Origin of the sequence: Limnospira sp. (assembly GCF_051859755.1) — a bacterium.
Lineage (GTDB): Bacteria > Cyanobacteriota > Cyanobacteriia > Cyanobacteriales > Microcoleaceae > Limnospira > Limnospira fusiformis.
Map to the genome: position 1 here is coordinate 1 of NZ_JBIMLI010000108.1, position 18,041 is coordinate 18,041.

Sequence of the window (18,041 nt, forward strand, 5' to 3'; positions counted from 1 at the left end):
TGTTACCTTAACGGGTAATAGTGCTATCGTCGCATTGTCAGGCAATAGCCGGATAAATGTCGCGTAAATGTATCAGAAAAAGATAAATTCTGGTCTCCCCCAAACCAGGGCCAGACCCCAAGTCCAGTTTGCTGCTATACGAAAAAGCTGCTATGTCAACTTTAGTTATCGTTGAATCACCGACCAAAGCCCGGACTATTCGTAACTTCTTACCGAAAGACTATCAGGTAGAAGCCTCAATGGGTCATATCCGGGATTTACCACCCTCTGCTGATGAAATTCCCGAAGAGTACAAGGGGAAAACATGGGCAGGGCTAGGGGTAAACGTGGAAGGGAATTTTGAGCCTATTTATGTAATCCCCAAAGATAAGCAGAAAGTGGTCAAAGAACTCAAAAAAGCGCTTAAACAAGCGACAGAGTTAGTTCTAGCCACCGACGAAGACCGAGAAGGGGAAAGTATTAGCTGGCACTTGTTGCAGGTGCTAAAACCGAAAATTCCCACCCGGCGTATGGTCTTCCATGAAATCACCTCGGAAGCCATACTCTCAGCCCTACAACATTGCCGAGACTTAGATGAACAACTGGTTCACGCCCAGGAAACCCGGCGGATACTCGATCGCCTCTATGGTTATACACTGTCACCACTGCTGTGGAAAAAAATCGCCCGAGGCTTGTCAGCCGGTCGGGTGCAGTCTGTAGCCGTAAGATTGATAGTAAACCGAGAGAGGGAACGTCGCGCCTTCCGACAGGGAGGATATTGGGATCTAAAAGCCTTGCTGGAACAAGGTAAAACCGAGTTTGAGGCGAAACTAATTACCCTAAATGGGGTAAAGGTAGCCACAGGTAGCGACTTCGATGAAAGCACTGGTAGAATCGCCGAGGGGCGTAATGTAGTCCTACTAGACTCAGACCAAGCCCAAGCCCTCAAGGAGAGACTGAGGGAGAAACTCTGGTCTGTCAGCAATATTGACCAACGCTCAGTTACTCGCAAACCCGCGCCGCCATTTACCACATCGACTCTGCAACAGGAAGCTAACCGCAAACTCAGACTTAGCGCCCGTCAGACTATGCAGGTGGCTCAAGGACTCTATGAGCGTGGTTATATTACTTATATGCGGACTGACTCTGTACATTTATCAGAGCAAGCCATAGTAGCTGCTAGAAACTGCGTTGAGCAGAAATATGGCAAAGAGTACCTGAGTCCAAAACCACGCCAGTACACGACCAAAAGTAAGGGCGCTCAAGAAGCCCACGAAGCTATCCGCCCGGCTGGAAGTTATTTCCGTACTCCCCAGGAAACTGAGTTAAGTGGTAATGACTTGAAACTGTATGACTTAATTTGGAAGCGGACCGTTGCTTCTCAGATGGCTGACTCTCGCCAAACTAATATCTCTGTTGACTTACAGGTGGAAGATGCAGGTTTTCGGGCGACGGGGAAACGTATTGATTTCCCTGGGTTTTTGCGGGCTTATGTAGAAGGGTCTGATGATCCTGATGCGGCTTTGGAAAATCAAGAAGTACCTCTACCACCTTTAAAAGTAGGTCAACATCCTGATTGTAAGGATTTGGAGGCAGTGGGACATGAAACCCAACCTCCGGCACGCTTTACAGAAGCATCTTTGGTCAAAACTCTGGAAAGTGAGGGGGTAGGTCGTCCGAGTACCTACGCGAGTGTCATTGGTACGATTATCGATCGCGGTTATGCTCAAATTAAGGGCAATGCTCTGATTCCTACTTTTACGGCTTTTGCCGTTAATAGCCTCCTGGAGAAACATTTTCCCGATTTGGTGGATATCCGTTTCACCGCTCGCATGGAGAATACTCTTGATGAAATAGCCACTGGACAGGCGGACCAGTTGCCTTATTTGCAACAGTTCTATTCCGGTGACGGGGGGCTGGAAAATCAGGTTAAGGAACAGGAAAGCCAAATTGATGCTAAGGTAGCCCGAACTATTGAATTGGAAAATTTGGGTGATGCTACTGATGGCATGACTTACCGTTTGTGTTTGGGTCGCTTTGGGCCTTATATTGAGGCACAGAAGGATGAGGAGATTATTACTGCTTCCATTCCTCAAGACCTGACTCCTGCTGACCTGACTCCTGAGTTAATTCAGGAGTTGATTGGACAAAAGACGGAGGGACCGGAAAAGCTGGGAGTTCATCCAGAAGCAGGGGAACCGATTTTTATGTTAATTGGTCCCTATGGTCCTTATGTGCAGTTGGGGGAAGAGTCGGAAACTAATAAGAAGCCGAAACGGGTCTCCCTTCCCAAGGGACTGGAAAAGGATGCGGTGACTTTGGATGTGGCTGTGTCGCTTTTGTCTTTACCTCGCCTTTTGGGACAGCATCCCGAAACGGGGGCTAAGGTTAAGGCTGCTATTGGTCGCTTTGGTCCTTATGTGGTTCATGAAAGTAAGGAGGCTAAGGATTATCGCTCTATCAAGGCTCCTGATGATGTCTTGACTATTACTTTTGAGCGGGCTTTGGAACTTCTGGCACAACCGAAGGTGGGACGCAGGGGGACTAAAAAAACTCTTACTCCCCTGCGAGAGTTGGGAGAACACCCGGAAGATGGAGAACCTCTCAATATCTATGATGGTCGCTATGGTCCCTATATTAAGCATGGCAAAATTAATGCTTCTTTGCCTAAAGAACAGGCGATCGAAACTTTCACCCTAGAACAGGCTCTGGAACTCTTAAAGGCTAAGGCGGCTTCTGGGTCGAAGTCTAAGTCGAGGTCGAAGTCTACTAGCAGTACCACTGCCAAAAAGTCCACTACTGCCAAAAAGTCCACTACTGCCAAAAAGTCTACTACTGCCAAAAAGTCTACTACTGCCAAAAAGTCCACGACTAGGAAAAAATCCAGCACTAAGGGGGAAACGGAATAAGTTTTGACATCCCGGGAAGGGCTGATATAATGGGAGAATGGGCGGGTTGTATCGACTAGCGATCGCCAATAGGGATGCTGCCGAAACTCGCCTATGACCCTGTGAGTTGATGGGAATGGGGATTTATTATGTGGAAATATATCATCACGGCTTTGGTGGCTTTAGAATTGGTCTTGCTGAGTTCGTTTTGGTCTCCGGCTGCGGCGACGATTAATGATACAGAATCCTATATTTGGGATTATGCCTATGGCGGTAGTAGTCAATTGGTCTGTAAACAGGTCATTTTTCACCCGATAGGGGAACCTGTACCGGCTCATGAATCACTCACCCAACCGGCTACCCTACGATCGCATATTGTTGACAGCAGCCACTGTAAAAGCGTCAGTAAACCCAGTTAAATAGACGGTCTCAAATCGGAAACCATCAATTAAGGGGTCGATTCAGGTTGACCCCACAGGGTGATTTGTTGCCTGACCCAAAAATAAGTTTGGCTAATTGATACGGCTCAAATATATGGGATTTTTCAAAGATTGTTAAGATTTGATACGTTTTTTTTGATAAAAAGTGGCAAAAAGTTGACGAGATTATCGGGGTTGTGGTAACATTGAGGAAACCGATACCAAGGGGGTATTGTGTCTTGATGCACAAATAAAGGCTGAAACCCCGATTCTCTGGCGATTAAAGTTATTTTTTGAGGGAAAACTGAAACTGGCGATGCACGAGTTTTGAGGATGAGTGGGGCTAGGGTTTTTAGACATCTTGACAAAATGGCGATTTTGTGCATGGCAGAGAGTATGTTAGTGGGAGTAGGAAAAAGGGGTGACGATCGCCTGTGGACCGACCAAGACGAGGTAAGGTTGACAGAAGTATTTTTGAGATATTTCTAGGACTTGTGGAACTGTGACCGAGGCGACATCAATTTGAAATTGCTGGTCGAAGTCAATACCCAATTCTAGGGTTTCATACCATCCGTAAATTTGGGCGAGTTGGCTGTTAGTTTGCTTTCCGAGGGCATATTGTCCTAGTAGTTTATTTTTAGCGACCTGGAGTTCTTCTTCTGTGAGGGGGGTGTTGGTAAGTCGGTCTACTTCGGCGCGTAGTCCGTCAATAGCGATCGCAGTATTATTAGGGGCAGTACCCATATACACGACAAATTGGGAAGCATCTAGGCGGGTAGGATAGAAAGCCGAGACATCATAGGCTAGTCCCCGCTTTTCGCGTAATTCGACGAAGAGGCGACTGGATAGACCATTGCCCAAATAGGTGTTCATGACTTTGAGGGTGGCATAATCCTCGTGATAGACCGAGGCGGCGAGGTATCCTAGCATAATTACAGATTGCTGGGTTTCCTGGGGTGCGATCGCCTTGTGGGGGTTAGAGATGATTGTTGGTAGGGTGAGTTTGGGGAGGGGAGTCGGGGGTGCTTTCCAGTCTCCAAAGCATCTCTGTATGTGGCTTAGGGCTTTCTCTAGGGTAATGCGTCCCGCTAGGGAAATAATCAGATTATCTGGGCGAAAATAGGTCTGATGAAATTCCTGTAAGTCGGCGCGGGTAATTTGACTTACGGTTTCTTCGGTTCCGAGGCTGGAAATAGCATAGGGATGGTTTTGATACATTCCCCGTCGTAGATGGTCGAAAGCTACGGAAAATGGTTGTTCTTTCTGGGCTCTAATACCTTGAATGGTGATGCGGCGTTCCAGTTCTATTTCCGCTTCGGGAAAAGATGGGGCGCGCAAGAGTTGGGCGACTAACTCCAAAATATCCTCAAAGTCACCAGAAACGGTTTTGACACCGACGAGGAAATAGTCGGAGGAGGTGTCGGCGCTAACCCTCGCCCCAACTGACTCGACTCTTTCGGCAATTTCTAGGGATGACAGGCTTTCTGTCCCTTTGGTCATGACGGCGGCGAGGAGGTGAGAGAGTCCGGCTTGGTGTGGTGGTTCCCAACGGGTCCCAGTCCTCAAAAATAAACGGGTCGCGATAATGTCCGCCGCCGGGTTTTCAGTGACTAACAGGATAATACCGTTATCTAAAACATAGCGATGAACGTTCTGGGTATCTGAGAATGATGGGGTTAGGGTTTGAGTCACGGCTGCCTATGATGATGAAATGCGATCGCAGTTGATGCCAGGATCTTTTTTGACACTCCCCGCGAGTCACGCGACGGGGATTCTTGGTTCATCAACCGGACTTAACTGAGCAGGATTTTTCCAACCCAGCCAGAGGCCCGCTCTCCCCAAGCGTATAACTTCCCGTGTGCCCCACGGTAGTTAGTCCCAGGCGCAGGATATTGATGGCCGCATTCACATCTCGGTCAGCCTCATAGCCGCAATGCGGACAGTGGTGGGTTCTGACTGAGAGTGCCTTCTTGACTCGTTGGCCGCAGCTTGAGCAATCCTGGCTCGTATATTGGGGAGGAACGGCAATCGTTACCTTCCCGTACTTCCTGCCAAAATACTCCAACCAACAGCGAAATATTGACCATCCTGCATCACTAATCGACTTGGCTAGATGCCGATTGCGTACTAACCCTTTCACATTCAAGTCTGCCTTCGGCGCGCCGCTTCGCGTCTACGTAGGCAACCAAATCGTTAGATTGGATGACGCAGTAGGCGATGCTCTTCGCCCACTCATTACGCTGCCTACTTACCCTTAAATGCTTCCGGGCGTATCGGTTCCTAGCCCTGTGATAGTTCCCGGACTGTGGTTTTGCCCCCTTGCGGTACTTTCTGGACTTCTCTCGATTGGCCTTGTTCAACCGCCTTTCAGACTTGCGATAGAACTGCGGTGCTTCCACCACACTGCCATCACTGGCAGCGATAAAATACCGCAACCCTAGGTCAATGCCAACAGCTTTTTGACTCGGTTCACTCTGCACCTGAACATCAACCTGGATGCAGAACTGAACGTAGTAGCCATCAGCGCGACGGACTAAGCGAACCCGTTTAATCAGGGATTCGTCATAGCGTGCCAGATCGTAGGTTCCGAGCAACCGCAATTCCCCAATCCCGAAGCCATCGGTGAATGTGATGCGCTTCGGCCCGAGCAGTTTCCATCCAGAGGTTTTGTACTCCACCGAGCGGGAATGCTTTTTGAACCTGGGGAATCCTACGGGCTTAATGCCCTTTTTGCAGTTGTCGTAGAACCGACTGATTGAACTCCAGGCCCGTTCTGCTGAAGCCTGACGAGCCATGGAGTTGAGTTTCTTGGCAAAGGGAAACTCCTCAGCTAACGCTTTGCAGAGTTTGCTAAGGTCGTATTTGCCGACATCTTGGCTATCCATCCAATAGCGCAACGCCTTATTACGGACAAATTGAGCCGTCCGTATAGCGTCCTCTATAGCGGTAGCCTGGGCAGGCTTTACCCGTGCTTTGAACTCAAGTACAATCGTTATGGTCGAAAGGGAAGTCACCTCCCCCAACTCCAATTCAAAACCGTGCTTGATATTTTCACATCACACGGCTCCTGATGTAGACACCCTATTGTCAGTAGGAACAGGGTTACTACCCCCTGCTTTATGACTTCAACTTTAGGAGCTATATACACCACGTAGTCTTTAAACTCGCTCTCGGTCATAAGCACTCTTACATCATCGCAGTCTCTATATCCACACCGTGACTAGTGGGCATATCCCAACCATTACAGTTAGGCATTAGCTTTCAGTCACATCCTTTCCCCTTATGGGCATACGCTTACACTTTTCACTACTCTACAAGATGTACTCATAGAGAGCCCAACAGGGGTTTAAACGTTCCATATATATGGGTGTTCCATCTTTAGATTTGTCCTGTCCACCGGGGTACATTTAAAGGTCTGTGTAGGTAGCAAAAATAAACTCCTACTTTTCCCCTTGTTCTTTTGAACGCAGCGTATCAACCTATTTCGCTGCTGTATGATGACGATGGTTCAAGCCGGACATTCGGTTTCCCTAATCATGGATGGTTGGCAGTGGTCGCCTATAGTAGTAGGTTCTACATCACGCCTTCCGTTCCCCGCTTCAATCCCAGATTTGTGATTTCTGAAACTGGGGGTGGCTACCGCCTTTACTCTTTCCCAAATCACCCCAAGTGGGTTAAATACTCCTCCTTATAGTATACTTGGAGGATAAATAGTGTATTCTGTGATTTCTTATATGGGATTGACCTTGAGTTCCCTGCCTTGCTTAGTCTATGCTTAGTCTATACTCTAAGCACTCTAAGCGTCGGGACATATATACAGTTAAGGGGTTAGACTGGTTGAAGGTCTAATTGCCCTCTAGGAGGTTATTTCAGGCATTGCAGCCTTATTTGACTCCTAAACGTCTCGCACATAATAAATATTATAGCGGATAATCTCTGGTTGGTCGAAACTGCTGTCTGTTGAGGTCTGGGAATTCTTGGTGGGCAAGAATTGGCGGGGTTTGAGGCGATCGCCCTTCAGTAACACATTGGCATCCTCTGCTTTCGCGCTCTATGGCCAATGATTAGTGATCACCCAAGACAATCAATATTTAGATGGGCAGGGGGGCGGCGGAGTCCAGTTGTGGCAGAAGTTGAGAATAATTACACCTGATAAATCTCCCCTAATTGTAGTTGACAGATGAGGAAAAATAGCTCTCCGAACTCGAACACAACTCAGGTTAATGGGGATGTAAAAGCGATCGCTTCCCCGGCGCGAGCAGCCATCAGAAATCGTGGCGGAAAGGGGCTATGAGCAGATGGTGTTAGAAAATATCTATACAGATAGTCTGCGGATAGCTGTGCAACGGTCAAAAATGCTGTATCCTCTCACTCAGAGGGTTGAATCACCGGAGAATTGAATGAGAGAACGTATTGAACGATTAAAGCAAAATTTAGGTCGGACTATAGTTGGTAAAGAAGAGTCAATTCGCCTAACCTTGGTGGCGCTGCTGGCGGGGGGTCATGTGCTGTTGGAAGATGTACCCGGAGTAGGTAAAACTTTACTGGCTAAATCCTTGGCTCGTTCTATTGATGGAGTTTTCCAGAGGATTCAATGTACACCGGATTTATTACCAACCGATATTACTGGTACTAATATTTGGAATCCTAGCAGTGGTGAGTTTGAATTTTTGCCGGGGCCAGTATTTGCTAATATTTTACTTACTGATGAAATTAACCGAGCTACACCCCGCACTCAGTCGGCTTTGTTGGAGGTCATGGAAGAAAGACAGGTGACGATTGATCGGGTATCGCGCATGGTTCAGAAGCCTTTTTTTGTGATTGCGACTCAGAACCCGATTGAGTATCAGGGAACTTTCCCTCTCCCAGAAGCGCAAATGGATCGGTTTATGTTGTCTTTAACTTTGGGATATCCCAGTGAACAGGAAGAGTTGCAAATGTTGCGACGCTTGAGTGAGGGGGTACAGGTTGATGAACTTAAACCCTGTCTCAGTTTACAGGATATTCTGACTCTGCAAAAGGAATGTCAGAGAGTCCAGGTGGATGGGTCTTTACAGCAGTATATTCTTAATTTGGTTCGCGCTACACGGGAGCATGAGGATATTATGTTGGGCGTGAGTCCTAGGGGGGCGATCGCTCTTCATCGTACTACCCAGGCTTTGGCTTTTTTATCGGGACGAGATTATGCCGTTCCTGATGATATTAAATTATTGGCTCCCCATGTCCTTTCACATCGCTTGATTACTGGTGGTGGTCGCCGTTCTAAGACCGTTATTGAAGTCCTACTGCAATCTGTACCGATTCCATCCTAGGCTGCTACTGCTATTTATTAACTGCGACCCAAAATCTTCAGACGCAGCACAAGATACCCCTCTGTCTTTTATGGCTTTGAGGGGTTTTTTGGTGCTGCTCAGATGCTAACGATAGGTATGCGATCGCATTTGAATCACTGAGAAAACCTAGTTTCTCAGCATTATAGAAGTATCAAGACTAGACAATATACTACTTTCACAATTGCATCAACTCTGCTAATCTTCCGAGCCTACCTGTTTCAGATAAATGTGCTTACGTCCCAGAATAATCTCAAATTCATCTCCGGGTTGCAGATCCATTTGCTTCGTATAGGCTGACCCAATCAACAGGTTGTTATTAGATTGAACCGTAATTCTATAACTGGCAGAGCGTCCGCCGCGTCCATTTCCTTTTGGTTTCCCATCTAGTTCGATTCCTTCTGCCTCTATTAAGGCGTTAAGGAATTTCATCATATTAACTCGCTCTATACCGTCTTTGGTTAACGTATAGTATCCGCATTTTTTAGCTTTCTCTTCTTTCTTCATGTAGCCGAGATGTCGGACTTTTTCTAAGAGTTCTTGACCAGTGAGCTGTTGTGGTTGAGTTTCCGAATTGTTCTTCTTAGCCATGAGATCTTCCCTTGCATATTCGAGATGGTGTCATCACCCCAGTTATGGTTATCGCTCCGACAACCATAACTGTTCACGATGACCTGGTACCTGCATACCATCTTACACTAAGATTGCAGAATTATTTATCTCAATGATTAACATTTTTAACAGATGTAATCATCGGATAGCTGATTGTGTAAAGGCTTACCTGTTTGTGGTTTCCCAGAGCTATTACTCGCGCTGGTTGAGGTCAAACTCAGTTAGAATCTAGGCAGGACGGATTAAATAATGTTAATCAATGATGTATCCGTAAATTCCACTAGATAGATACGGATGAGTAGTCTAGGTTAAGGTTGGTAGCAACTGACGAGACTATCAAGCCAATAAACACAAAAATCACTGTTAATTTGAAAGGGATTAATGAAGTTAACTACTCGCGGACATTATAGTGTTAAAGCCTTGTTAGATTTAGCGGTGCTGCAAAACCAGGGTCCGATTTCGGTGCGAGCGATCGCCTCTCGGCAAAATATTCCCGCTCCCTATCTGGAAAAGTTACTAATTGAGATGCGACAAAGGGGGCTAGTAATTTCTGTAAGAGGCGCTCATGGGGGATATCAGTTGGCATATCCACCTGCTCAAATTTCTCTGGGACAAATTCTGGAAGCAGTTGGTGAGACCATAGAACCTTTATCTAACCATCAACCTGATGCTGAAAAAATAGAGGATTGGGTAACATTTACTCTCTGGAATCGTCTCCATGAAAAATTAAAGGAGGCTCTGTATAGCATCTCTCTGGAAGACCTTTATTATGATGCCCTCAGTTGGCAGGCGGCTCAGGGAGAGTCAGCTAGTTTTGTGGTTTAATTGTATGGAGGCAGTGAAGGATTACATGGCAGTCAATAAATGAGTGATTTCCCAACAATAGTAATTTTGGCAATAGCGGCTGGCTTGGATTATGCTATCGGTGATCCGTGGAATTGGCTGCATCCAGTTCAAGTTATGGGTTGGGTGATTACCAAATTCACTCAACCAGTTCTGAGATATTTGAAGAGTCCTTTATCTCAAAAGCTGGCGGGAATTTGGGTGGGGTTGATTTTGGTCATTGGTAGCGGATTGGTCAGTTGGCTGATGGTGGCAGCAGTTAAAACTATGACCGTGCAATTGCCGTTTCATGGTATTATCTGTGTGGGGCTACAAAGTATTCTTTTAGCTAGTTGCTTTGCTGCTAGGAGTTTGCGAGCAGCGGCTGAGGATGTACAAGAGGCTCTGCAACGGGGGGATTTGCCAACAAGTCGCCAGCGATTAAGTCAGTATGTAGGTCGAGATACCGAACAGTTATCGAAACCTGAAATTGAACGGGCTATTGTGGAAACTATTACCGAAAATGCGATCGATGGTATGATGGCTCCCCTATTCTATGGGATTATTGGTTTACTGATACCAGCAGTGGGAAGTGTTCCTCTGGCTTGGGCTTATAAAGCTGCCAGCACTCTTGATTCAATGATTGGTTATCGTGAAGCACCTTATACTCATATAGGATGGTTTAGTGCTAAATTGGAGGATGTTCTGACTTGGCTTCCTTGCCGCCTCAGTGTAATTACGGTTGCTCTGTTGTCCGGTCAACCTAGACGGGTTTGGCAAATATGTCGCCGAGATGCTATTCATGATCCTAGTCCTAATGCCGGTTGGAGTGAATGCGCCTATGCTGTAGCTTTGGGAGTACAATTGGGGGGAGTGAATCAATATGGAGGAAAAGTTAAACATAAACCTACTTTAGGAGATCCGATTTCCCCCATTACCTCAGAAACTATTGAACGGGCGCTGACCATCACCCGTCACGCGGTTTTTTTATGGTTGGGTTTGACTTTTATACTATTTATAATTAGGGCAATATTTTGGCAATAAAAATAAGGCATTATTGAGCCCATAATCTGGTCAGCATATATAGAGATGGGGCAGATATCTAAACCAGTCATTTTGTGAAGCAATCAACTTGAATCATGAGTAAAATTGTCGAGATTCTATCTGCTGAAGAAATGCGGCGAACTTTAAACCGTTTAGCATCGCAAATTGTGGAAAGGGGGGGAGATTTATCTAACCTGGTATTATTGGGAATATATACGCGGGGGGTTGCCCTTTCGGAAAGGTTAGGGAACCAAATCAACTTGCTGGAACAGTTGACGGTTCCTCGTGGCGCTTTGGATATTACTTTTTATCGGGATGATTTAGATAAAGTGGGGATGCGAACTCCCGCACAAACTAAAATCCCTTTTGACCTGACCGGTAAAAAAGTGGTTTTGGTGGATGATGTAATTTATAGTGGTCGTACTATTAGGGCGGCTTTGAATGCGGTAATTGAATATGGAAGACCGGAGACTATCCAACTGGCGGTTTTAGTCGATCGCGGTCATCGACAACTACCCATTCAAGCGGATTTTATTGGCAAGGAACTCCCGACGGCTAGGGATGAACAGGTGCGAGTATATCTGGAAGAGGTAGATGGATACGATCGCATAGAATTAAAGTCAGAATAAGTCCAAGGTATCCATATTAATTAGGAACTGTGAAAAATGGAATTTTCCACGGAAAGCCGCAAGGCTGATCATCTGCGAATTTGTTTAGAGTCTGATGTACAATTCCGCCAAAAAACCAATGGTTTCGATCGCTATCGGTTTACCCACTGCTGTCTACCGGAAATTAATCTTGGGGAGGTAGAGGTCTCCACAGAGTTTCTGGGTAAGTCCCTGGGTGCACCGTTGTTAATTTCCTCGATGACTGGTGGCACAGAACAGGCTAAACTAATTAATACCCGCCTAGCCAGGGCTGCTTTCAAACATAAAATTGCCATGGGGGTGGGTTCCCAAAGGGTGGCAGTGGAAAAGCCAGAATTAGCCCCCACTTTCGCCGTGCGATCGCTCGCTCCTGATATTCTGCTATTCGCTAATTTGGGCGCAGTTCAACTAAACTATAGCCATGGCTTAGAGCAATGTCAGCAGGTAATTGATATTCTGGAAGCCGATGCCCTAATTTTGCATCTCAATCCTCTCCAGGAGTGCATTCAAACCGAAGGCGATACTAATTTCCGAGGACTACTTGACAAAATTGCCGATTTATGCTGTAGCCTGCCAGTTCCGGTGATTGCCAAAGAAGTCGGTAACGGCATATCAGCTACTATGGCTAAAAAGCTGATAGATGCGGGAGTAGCTGCCATTGACGTGGCTGGTGCGGGTGGTACGTCTTGGGCAAGAATAGAAGGACAGAGGGCGACAGATCCTCGTCAGTGGCGCTTAGGGGAAACTTTCGCAGATTGGGGTTTACCGACGGCTGAGTGTATCACTGAGGTGAGGGCAAACTCTCCTGATATTCCTCTGATTGCTTCTGGGGGACTCCGCAACGGTTTAGATGTGGCATCAGCGATCGCTTTAGGTGCTGATTTAGCGGGTTTAGCGTGGCCTTTTTTACAGGCGGCGGCTGAGTCAGAGGCTGCTGTTGATAGTTTGGTAGACATTCTGGTAGCCGAAATATCCACGGTGCTATTTTGCACGGGAAGTAGAACCATTAAGGATCTTCAGCGACCACAAGTTTTGAGAGCCATATATTGACTCGCCGCCTACTAGGTAGGGGGAGGGGTTGGCTGATAGGGATTGGTTGGTTAACCGACCCCCAAAATGGGACAGTAGAGCATAGCGCCCGTCCCAGCTATCAGTTATTGAGAAGTGAATTTAGCCAAAGGCCAGAAAGGGAACTGTTGATTAGCCTGGAGGTTGACCCCTTGAATGTTGTTTTGGGCGAAAACATGGATTTTGTCTTGCCATAGGGGAATAAAAGGCACATCCTCAGCCAGGAGTTGTTGAATTTCGTGAAAGATAGCTTGTCGAGTCTCAGGATTAGCTTCAGTGCGCTGTTGTCGAATTAACTGATTCATGCGATCGCTATAATAAAAGGACCCATGATATTGACTAGCACCTTCGACGCATCCCGTTTCGGGGGAACCATTAGCACAATCCAGAAAGGGGTGTATATAGTTATCAGGGTCCAAGAAATCCGCATACCAATCGAGAATAAAAGTGGGATAAATTCCCTTCTCCAAATTTTGAAAAGCCGTAGTTGTGTCTACACTTTGGGGTTGTAACTGTAAAATACCCCCCAAATTATTATCAGATAAAGCCTTGAGAGTAGCCGCCAACTCTTGACGTTTCTGGGAGTTCGCACCATACCAAAGTTCAACTACAGCGGGGTTTTCGGGAGTAAATCCCGCCTCTGTTAACAGTTGTTTAGCCTGCTCAAAATTAGCATCTCCGTAGGCTTCCTTAAACACGGGAAGGTAACTTTCAAAAGTAGTAGGAATGAGACTATAAAGAGGTTCAGCTTGTCCTCGCAGCACCCTTTCATTAATTAAGTTTCTATCGACTAAAGAGGCGATCGCCTGTCGCACTTCCACCCGGTCTAGGGGTTCGCTGTTCACATTTAATACTATATAATTAATAGTATTTCCATCAGCAGTAATTGCTTGCCATCTTCCCTGTTCAGCGCCTTCTAATAAACTCGCAATTTGGTCAGGTTCCAGGGATATATAAGCGATATCGACAGCATTAGTTCGGAAAGAATTAAACAAATTAGCAGGACTAGAAAAACGTTGTAAATCGACACCTTGATTAGCTGTTTTATCCCCCCAATATTGTTCAAAAGGATTGAGGCGAATCAGATCTACACCATATTCTGTTAAAACATAAGGTCCGGTTCCGACAAAAGAATTAGGCCGAAATTTCCCAGGTCCAATTTCATAAGCACTAGGGGAAACCGCACAAGCTCCCGAAAATGCTAATAGGGAGGGGAAAGCCGCAAAGGGACGCTTGAGTTTAATAGTTAATTCATATTCCCCGGTGGCAGTAATCTCATCAACAATATCGGAGAGTAAAGAGGAAGGGGGTCCGCCGTTTTCAATAAACCGCCGCAGGGAAAAAGCCATCGCCTCAGCATTAAAGGGCGTGTCATCATGGAAAAGAACTCCCTGACGTAGGGGCATAGTATAGGTTAGCCTATCGTCGCTAATGGTAGGAAAATCGGTAGCCAGTTGAGGCTGGAGTTGGGTAGTTCCCACTTCATAGGCGTAGAGGCGATCGCCTAAATTATACAGAAGATTGCCAGAAATAACCTCATAGGCATCGGCTGGATCGATAGTGCGGAGAGTTTGGGTAGTACCAATAATAATCCGTTCGTCGCCGTTACTAGACCCTGGGGTAGTAGTGGTTTGATTATTGGGTTGACCGCAACTGATAATGAGGAAGCTAACCAAGCCAAACAGTCCTAAAAATTGCCATAGGACTCGGAACCGTCGCCGACTACCCCTAACCAAGTTAGATAACAGCATCTGGTGTTTTTTGTGCATCTGATGAATGTTTTAATTTAAGGCGCGCCGTGCTAGTTTAGCATAGGTTTTTACTGTCTGATATGGCATTTCCAAATCAGTAGCGATCGCTTGTAGAGATTCCCCCAACTCCCGACGCGCCAGAATAGTCGCCCAGGTTTCGGCTATGTCGGTGGCGCGGTTTCCCCCGGTGCGCCGTCTTTGGGAACGGAAAATTTCGGTTAATTCCAGAATGCGATCGGCTAGTATTTGTTGAATAGTAGAGATAGGCTGAATATCTTCTACTAACCAGCCTAAGCGAGTTTGTCCTAAACCAAAGGGGGTTTTATGTCCCGTTCCACAGTAGGGGGCTAGTTGTCCTAGGGCGTAAAATAGCTGTTGCTGCTGTTGGATATTTCCAGAAAACTTGGTTTTGCTTTTCTGGGAGGTAGCTAATTCAATGGCTCCGGTGAACCCGGTTACCATTCCCCGTTTTCCGGCTGCGACTTTGACGGACTGTAGGTGATGACGTTGGAGGATGACAAACTCATCGACCCATTCTAAAAATAAGTCGCGATCGCATTTGATGTCAGAAAAATCATTCCACCGCCGCAGGTAGCTATGGAAGAGGTTAACTGGAATTGGTAGGGGGAGATGATGTCCTTTGTGACGAAAACTGGTGGGAGAGAGGAAACTTAATTTCAGGTTTCCGGTTTTGGGGGACTGCTGTTCCCACAGTTGCTCATAGGTATTGGCTTCCAGGAAGACTTTACAGGAATTGATAGTTAGGGGGGCGTTTCTGAGTTCAATGCGGGGGGGTAGGTTTTGGGTCCATTTCCCTAGCCACTGAACTACCGGACGAGATAACCCCGTGACATACCAATGATAGAGGCGATCGCCTTGTAATTGCAGATTTTTTCCAGAGGTCATTAGGGAACCGGACAACCCTGAAATCGTAAAGGCTTTTTCTGATTGTCCATCATGGAGATATTGGGAAAGTTCTGGGTTAGTGTTACGCACTTGGTCAAGAAACCAGGCGTGTAGACCAATGGTATATTGGGGGTAAAGGGTATGATTGTCCGTAGCTGTGAGTTCAAATTCCAAACCTACCAATTCGCTTTCGGTAGACCACTGGGAATTTACCGAGGGATGCTCACGGTTACGTTTCTTAGGGTAAGCCATAACAGTTGATGGTTTTTGGGTTCGGTTAACATAACCTTTTGTTGACAATGGTATGGGACAATACATAATGGCAGCAGTTTTTTTGATGCCATTGCTGTGTATACTTTAGCCATAATGTATATCTCCCACCCTCAGACTACTACAGAAACGAGCGATCGCTCCCTACTCCAGCAACGAATCAGGATTGAATCTCTAGTTAATGCCAACCAGACCCCAGCCAATGAACCCGCCACGGGTTATGATATAATCGAGGGTCTAGCCAACACCTACCAGCCCAAAACTCTGTCCCCTAAGTATTTTTATGATGATCAGGGTTCTCTGTTATTTGAAAAAATCTGCGAATTACCCGAATATTATCCGACCCGCACAGAAACGGCTATTTTAAGGGATTTTGCGTCGGAAATTGCCACTTTAACTGGTCCGACGGAATTGGTAGAGTTAGGGAGTGGTAGTTCTACTAAAACTCGGATTTTATTAGATGCTTACCAAAGTTTAGGCTATCCTTTGCGTTATCTTCCCATTGATATTAGTGGGGGTATTTTGGAAACTAGCGCCTATCAATTGTTAGAAGATTATCCATCTTTACAAGTTCATGGAATTGTAGCCACCTATGAACAGGCTTTAGCGACATTAGAACCCGCACCGCTTCCCAGTCGCATGATTTGCTTTCTGGGTAGCACCTTGGGAAATTTAACCCCAAGTGAGTGCGATCGCTTTTTCTCACAAATTACAGCCGCTTTATTACCAGGGGAATATTTCCTATTAGGTGTGGATTTACATAAACCTACCGATATTTTAGAAGCCGCTTATAATGATAGTCAAGGGGTAACGGCAGCTTTTAATTTAAATATGCTGTCACATTTAAACCATCGTTTTGATGGTGATTTTGATATCAACAACTTTGAACATTGGGCTTTTTATAACCTAGAAGAACATCAAATTGAGATGCACCTACGCAGTCTCTGTCAGCAAACTGTACGTCTGCAAAGTTTAAACCTGACCGTCAATTTTAGCGCCCAGGAAACAGTCCGCACCGAAATTTCCCGAAAATTTGAACTAGAAAATATGCAGAATTATCTCAACCAGCAAGGTTTACAACCCGTCAAGACTTGGACTGATAGTAACAATTGGTTTGGTCTAATTCTGGCTAAATGCAAGGGGTAGGATAGGAAGTATATCCTGTAAAATTGATGCTCCCAGCCCGAGCGCCCTCTCCCAGAAGGAGAGGGAGTTCCATTATCAATAGAAATGGGTGATGTGTAGCCCGAAAAGCTAAAATTTATTGAGATCGATGCCAGCCTCTTTAGCCATAGCCTGTAACCCTTTCTTCTCAATAGTTTTAATAGCCTTAGTGGAAAGTTTCAGACGTACCCAGCGCTTACCTTGGGGCCACCATATCCGTTTCCACTGCAAATTAGCTTGTTGTAGTTTATGACTACGACGGTGGGAGTGAGAGACAGCCATTCCGTTATTAGCCCGTTTTCCTGTAAGCTGACAGACACGAGACATAGTACCCTCCAGTTGAAAATTAAATGCAAACCCTTATTATAAGCGATCGGGGGCTAAATCAAGTGAGATAGTTGGAAATGTTGGGTTAGGCTAGATAGTGCTGTGCGAGACGTTCAGGCATGAAATAGGGGTGTAATACCCGAAATAACCGCCTGGTAGGGACTTCAGCCCCTTGGTTGAATATAAGAAGCTCGCTTCTGAACATCCCTATAACTGTTTATATGTCCCTAAATTTAGTATCATAAGATACAAAATGAGGCAGGGAACCCAAGGTCAACAAACCCTGTAACAATTCTTAACATTTCTTAACAATCAGAGGGACGGGAAACCGAACCTAGGAAAAGACGGGGAACCGTACAGGAATGAAGGGAAATCAGGGTTGAGGGTGACGGCGATAGCCACCCCCAGTTTCAAGACCCACAAACCTGGGATTGAAGCGGGGAACGGAAGGCTCCGAGGTGTAACCTAACACCAGAAACGAGACCACTGCCAACCATCTACGATTAGGGGAACCTAATGTCTGACATGAACCACCGTAATTAGCCAGTAGCGTAATGGGTTGATACGCTGCGCCCAAAAGGGCAAGGGGAACAGCAGGGGTTTTGTACTACCACCTGCATAGACCTTTAAAGTACCCCGGTGGACAGGACAAATCTAAGGATGGAACGCCCATATAAACGGAACGTTTTAAGTCCCCAAGTGCTCTGAGGGAATTGGTCGAAGAACTCAGTAGTGACAAGTGTAAGCGTATGGTGCGAGACGTTCGGGTATGAAATAGGGCTGAAATGCCCGAAATAACTACCCGGTGAGGATT

17 protein-coding genes are annotated in these 18,041 nt (G+C 46.1%); 8 read left to right on the top strand and 9 right to left on the bottom strand.

Features of this window, described 5'->3' with window-relative positions:
- Positions 1 to 152 precede the first annotated feature (152 nt).
- Positions 153 to 2,888, top strand: a complete 2,736-nt coding sequence (gene topA / locus ACTIE0_RS17035) for a type I DNA topoisomerase (protein ID WP_006669315.1) — start codon at positions 153 to 155, stop codon at positions 2,886 to 2,888.
- 128 nt (positions 2,889 to 3,016) lie between these two features.
- Complete coding sequence (locus ACTIE0_RS17040; protein ID WP_006623548.1) at positions 3,017 to 3,286, top strand: hypothetical protein; 270 nt, start codon at positions 3,017 to 3,019, stop codon at positions 3,284 to 3,286.
- A gap of 399 nt (positions 3,287 to 3,685) precedes the next feature.
- Here the strand turns inward: ACTIE0_RS17040 and ACTIE0_RS17045 are convergent, their stop codons facing one another.
- From ACTIE0_RS17045 to ACTIE0_RS17065, 5 genes are all read right to left on the bottom strand, one after another.
- Complete coding sequence (locus ACTIE0_RS17045) at positions 3,686 to 4,978, bottom strand: M16 family metallopeptidase (protein ID WP_006623550.1); 1,293 nt, start codon at positions 4,976 to 4,978, stop codon at positions 3,686 to 3,688.
- Between the two features lie 91 nt (positions 4,979 to 5,069).
- Positions 5,070 to 5,426 carry an RNA-guided endonuclease InsQ/TnpB family protein gene (locus tag ACTIE0_RS17050; RefSeq protein WP_071533561.1) on the bottom strand — a complete coding sequence of 119 codons (357 nt, stop codon included), beginning with the start codon at positions 5,424 to 5,426 and terminating at the stop codon, positions 5,070 to 5,072.
- Positions 5,383 to 6,300 (bottom strand): RNA-guided endonuclease InsQ/TnpB family protein, encoded by a 918-nt coding sequence (locus ACTIE0_RS17055; RefSeq protein ID WP_006669320.1) that lies wholly within the window; start codon positions 6,298 to 6,300, stop codon positions 5,383 to 5,385. Before ACTIE0_RS17055 ends, ACTIE0_RS17050 begins: the two co-directional genes overlap by 44 nt.
- A gap of 881 nt (positions 6,301 to 7,181) precedes the next feature.
- Positions 7,182 to 7,313 carry a hypothetical protein gene (locus ACTIE0_RS17060; protein WP_273247593.1) on the bottom strand — a complete coding sequence of 44 codons (132 nt, stop codon included), beginning with the start codon at positions 7,311 to 7,313 and terminating at the stop codon, positions 7,182 to 7,184.
- 188 nt (positions 7,314 to 7,501) lie between these two features.
- Positions 7,502 to 7,639, bottom strand: coding sequence for a hypothetical protein (locus ACTIE0_RS17065; protein ID WP_192808266.1), 138 nt, complete (start codon positions 7,637 to 7,639; stop codon positions 7,502 to 7,504).
- Between the two features lie 47 nt (positions 7,640 to 7,686).
- Here ACTIE0_RS17065 and ACTIE0_RS17070 point away from each other — a divergent pair, with 47 nt between their 5' ends.
- A complete protein-coding gene (locus ACTIE0_RS17070; RefSeq protein ID WP_006623534.1) occupies positions 7,687 to 8,598 on the top strand; it encodes an AAA family ATPase in 912 nt (303 codons plus the stop codon).
- Positions 8,599 to 8,814: 216 nt separating this feature from the next.
- Here the strand turns inward: ACTIE0_RS17070 and ACTIE0_RS17075 are convergent, their stop codons facing one another.
- Positions 8,815 to 9,207, bottom strand: a complete 393-nt coding sequence (locus ACTIE0_RS17075) for an AbrB family transcriptional regulator (protein WP_006623535.1) — start codon at positions 9,205 to 9,207, stop codon at positions 8,815 to 8,817.
- Between the two features lie 402 nt (positions 9,208 to 9,609).
- Here ACTIE0_RS17075 and ACTIE0_RS17080 point away from each other — a divergent pair, with 402 nt between their 5' ends.
- The 4 genes from ACTIE0_RS17080 to fni all read left to right on the top strand — a co-directional run bounded on the left by ACTIE0_RS17080 (position 9,610) and on the right by fni (position 12,791).
- Entirely contained in the window at positions 9,610 to 10,053 is a 444-nt protein-coding gene (locus ACTIE0_RS17080; RefSeq protein ID WP_006623536.1) for an Rrf2 family transcriptional regulator, read from the top strand.
- 39 nt (positions 10,054 to 10,092) lie between these two features.
- Positions 10,093 to 11,094 carry an adenosylcobinamide-phosphate synthase CbiB gene (gene cbiB / locus ACTIE0_RS17085; protein ID WP_006623537.1) on the top strand — a complete coding sequence of 334 codons (1,002 nt, stop codon included), beginning with the start codon at positions 10,093 to 10,095 and terminating at the stop codon, positions 11,092 to 11,094.
- Positions 11,095 to 11,189: 95 nt separating this feature from the next.
- The gene (gene pyrR / locus ACTIE0_RS17090) at positions 11,190 to 11,723 is read left to right on the top strand and encodes a bifunctional pyr operon transcriptional regulator/uracil phosphoribosyltransferase PyrR (protein WP_006623538.1); all 534 of its coding nucleotides are present in this window, start codon (positions 11,190 to 11,192) and stop codon (positions 11,721 to 11,723) included.
- A gap of 36 nt (positions 11,724 to 11,759) precedes the next feature.
- Positions 11,760 to 12,791 carry a type 2 isopentenyl-diphosphate Delta-isomerase gene (gene fni, locus ACTIE0_RS17095; RefSeq protein WP_006623539.1) on the top strand — a complete coding sequence of 344 codons (1,032 nt, stop codon included), beginning with the start codon at positions 11,760 to 11,762 and terminating at the stop codon, positions 12,789 to 12,791.
- A gap of 104 nt (positions 12,792 to 12,895) precedes the next feature.
- Here fni and ACTIE0_RS17100 read toward each other — a convergent pair whose 3' ends face one another.
- Complete coding sequence (locus ACTIE0_RS17100; RefSeq protein ID WP_006623540.1) at positions 12,896 to 14,578, bottom strand: ABC transporter substrate-binding protein; 1,683 nt, start codon at positions 14,576 to 14,578, stop codon at positions 12,896 to 12,898.
- A gap of 12 nt (positions 14,579 to 14,590) precedes the next feature.
- Positions 14,591 to 15,718, bottom strand: a complete 1,128-nt coding sequence (cas6, locus tag ACTIE0_RS17105) for a CRISPR-associated endoribonuclease Cas6 (protein ID WP_006623541.1) — start codon at positions 15,716 to 15,718, stop codon at positions 14,591 to 14,593.
- 114 nt (positions 15,719 to 15,832) lie between these two features.
- On the opposite strand from cas6, the gene egtD reads away from it, so the two are divergent.
- Positions 15,833 to 16,882: an L-histidine N(alpha)-methyltransferase gene (gene egtD / locus ACTIE0_RS17110; protein ID WP_006623542.1), complete on the top strand. Its 1,050-nt coding sequence runs from the start codon at positions 15,833 to 15,835 to the stop codon at positions 16,880 to 16,882.
- A gap of 108 nt (positions 16,883 to 16,990) precedes the next feature.
- On the opposite strand, the gene rpmB is transcribed toward egtD, so the two are convergent.
- Positions 16,991 to 17,227: a 50S ribosomal protein L28 gene (gene rpmB / locus ACTIE0_RS17115; protein WP_006669318.1), complete on the bottom strand. Its 237-nt coding sequence runs from the start codon at positions 17,225 to 17,227 to the stop codon at positions 16,991 to 16,993.
- Positions 17,228 to 18,041: the final 814 nt, after the last annotated feature.

Bases quoted from the DNA above. Each gene is read 5' to 3' on its own strand.
- topA (WP_006669315.1), top strand. From the start codon at position 153: ATGTCAACTTTAGTTATCGTTGAATCACCGACCAAAGCCCGGACTATT.
- ACTIE0_RS17040 (WP_006623548.1), top strand. From the start codon at position 3,017: ATGTGGAAATATATCATCACGGCTTTGGTGGCTTTAGAATTGGTCTTG.
- ACTIE0_RS17070 (WP_006623534.1), top strand. From the start codon at position 7,687: ATGAGAGAACGTATTGAACGATTAAAGCAAAATTTAGGTCGGACTATA.
- ACTIE0_RS17075 (WP_006623535.1), bottom strand. From the start codon at position 9,207: ATGGCTAAGAAGAACAATTCGGAAACTCAACCACAACAGCTCACTGGT.
- ACTIE0_RS17080 (WP_006623536.1), top strand. From the start codon at position 9,610: ATGAAGTTAACTACTCGCGGACATTATAGTGTTAAAGCCTTGTTAGAT.
- cbiB (WP_006623537.1), top strand. From the start codon at position 10,093: ATGAGTGATTTCCCAACAATAGTAATTTTGGCAATAGCGGCTGGCTTG.
- pyrR (WP_006623538.1), top strand. From the start codon at position 11,190: ATGAGTAAAATTGTCGAGATTCTATCTGCTGAAGAAATGCGGCGAACT.
- fni (WP_006623539.1), top strand. From the start codon at position 11,760: ATGGAATTTTCCACGGAAAGCCGCAAGGCTGATCATCTGCGAATTTGT.
- ACTIE0_RS17100 (WP_006623540.1), bottom strand. From the start codon at position 14,578: ATGCACAAAAAACACCAGATGCTGTTATCTAACTTGGTTAGGGGTAGT.
- cas6 (WP_006623541.1), bottom strand. From the start codon at position 15,718: ATGGCTTACCCTAAGAAACGTAACCGTGAGCATCCCTCGGTAAATTCC.
- egtD (WP_006623542.1), top strand. From the start codon at position 15,833: ATGTATATCTCCCACCCTCAGACTACTACAGAAACGAGCGATCGCTCC.
- rpmB (WP_006669318.1), bottom strand. From the start codon at position 17,227: ATGTCTCGTGTCTGTCAGCTTACAGGAAAACGGGCTAATAACGGAATG.